This is a genomic window from Persicitalea sp., from assembly GCF_041751555.1.
In the GTDB taxonomy this organism is placed as follows: domain Bacteria; phylum Bacteroidota; class Bacteroidia; order Cytophagales; family Spirosomataceae; genus Persicitalea.
The window spans coordinates 1-2,147 of record NZ_JBGSXF010000250.1; the positions used below are offsets into that span (position 1 = coordinate 1).

The 2,147-nt window shown below is 53.8% G+C and carries 2 protein-coding genes; both read left to right on the plus strand.

Annotated features, from left to right (window positions below; translation table 11 throughout):
- Window positions 1-126: 126 nt before the first annotated feature.
- Window positions 127-1,356 carry a mandelate racemase/muconate lactonizing enzyme family protein gene (locus ACEW8P_RS08930; protein WP_373512739.1) on the plus strand — a complete coding sequence of 410 codons (1,230 nt, stop codon included), beginning with the start codon at window positions 127-129 and terminating at the stop codon, window positions 1,354-1,356.
- 30 nt (window positions 1,357-1,386) lie between these two features.
- Window positions 1,387-2,147: alpha/beta hydrolase (locus ACEW8P_RS08935; protein WP_373512740.1), on the plus strand; the 761-nt coding region annotated here is incomplete at its 3' end.

Consider the following 2,147-nt stretch of genomic DNA (forward strand, 5'->3'; position numbering starts at 1 on the left):
GATTACCTGCCCCTGCCTATCCGTCCGTAGGAAAGAAGCAAGAATTCAGGCAATTCGGAATTGCCAGCTTTTATTCCTGTTACGTTCCCGGAGTTTTCCCTTAACTATAAAAAATCAAGTCCCGCTATGCTAACCCGTAAAAAATTCCTGCAAAGTTCCCTGGGACTCATTGCACTACCTTATCTTTCAGGGGCTAATTCTAAACGAATCAATAACGATGACTTCCCCAGCTGGCCCCTTCCAGACCTAACAAAAACCTTCAAAGTACCCATCACGATTCGCGCGGTTGAATTACTAAAAACTCAGGGTGAACTCATGCTCGTCGTGACCGCTGAGGACGGTACACGCGGCATCACGCAGTGCAACGCCCGAATGCAAAACCTCACCTCTTTGCTCAAAGGCTTGGTGATTCCGCACTTTGAAGGCAAAGACGCGCGGCTGCTTCCCCAACTTGCCGACAACGCCTACCGCCTGAACAGCAACTACAAATACGCCGGAATGCCGCTTTGGAATTGCATCGGCTCGGTCGAAATCGCGGTCTGGGATTTGTTGGGCAAGCTGGCCAAGAAGCCCGTCTATGAGTTGTTGGGAAAACCCGTTCGCCATGATTATGGCGTGTATATTTCTGACTTCAACCGCGAGGGAGACCCGACTAAAATTGCCAATGACCTGCTGGCAAAGCTGGATGCGACTGGAGCCAAAGGGGTAAAGATCAAAGTCGGCGGACGGATGGCCAACACAGCCGAGAACGATGCCCAAACCCGGAAGCTAGTACCGACGGTGCGGAAAATACTCGGCGACGGCATCACGATCTACGCCGACGCCAACGGTTCCTACTCCCCGCAGGAAGGCATTGAAATTGGGCGATTGCTGGAAGACTACGGCGCGGAAATCTTCGAGGAACCCTGCAACTTCGAGGATGAAGACGGCACCCGAATGGTATGCGAAATCCTGACCAAAATTAAACTGGCGGGTGGCGAGCAGGACACCAGCATCTACCGCTTCCGGCGATTGGCGCAGACCGACGTCTACGACATCCTGCAACCCGACCTATATTACAACGGCGGCATCCTCCGCGCTTTGCAGGTGTCCGAAATCGCCCGTGTGTATGGCAAGAAGGGCTTCGCGCCACACTCGCCCAAGGCTGATCCGCTCATCGGGCCGTTTTGGCAGGTAGCGGCGCTGGCGTCCAATCTGTACGGTTTGCAGGAATTGGTTTATAATCCCGGTGAAAAAGCGCCTTCCTGGTATTCGGAAGTTGGCGTAAAAAATGGCCGGGTAGTTATTTCTGATCGAAGTGGGCTCGGCATCCTGTACGACGATGATATTTGGAAAAGTACCGAGAAGATTATCTGAAATTTCGTGACCTCAAAGCATAAAAAAATTATGAAACGTGCCCTTCTGCTGTTGCTTATCTTTTCCACCACAACCTACGCCCAGCAATCGATGGAAGTGGTGTACAAAAAAATCGACAGCACCGAACTGACCATCAAGCTGGACTACCCGCCCGACTACCAACCCGGTCGCCGATACGCGACGATCGTCTTTTTCTTCGGTGGTGGTTGGGTGAATGGCCGCATCGGGCAGTTCGACGAACACGCCAGGTACTTCGCCAGCCGAGGCATGGTGTGCGCCCAGGCCGACTACCGGGTCAGAAATCGCCACGGCACCACGCCTTTTGAGTCGGTAGCTGATGCCAAGTCCGCCGTGCGCTACCTGCGACAGCACGCTGATTTGTTGGGAATCGACGAGGGCCGACTCATCGCGGCGGGCGGTAGCGCGGGTGCACACCTGGCCGCCGCCGTGGCTCAACTACCCGGCCTGGACGACCCGAAGGACGATCTAACGATCAGCACCGTACCGCAAGCTCTGGTTTTGTACAACCCCGTGATCGACAACGGCCCCAAAGGCTACGGGCACGAGCGCATCGGCGAGCGCTATCCTGAATTTTCGCCGTTTCATAATCTGAATACGGTTTCTCCACCCACGATTTTTTTCCTCGGAACCGAGGACAACTTAGTACCCGTCAGCACGGCCAAAGCCTACCAGAAAAAAGTAGAAGCCAGGGGTGGACGCTGCGATCTCCACCTGTACGAAGGACAACCGCACGGTTTTTTCAATTACAAAAATCTGGACAACTTCAAAGA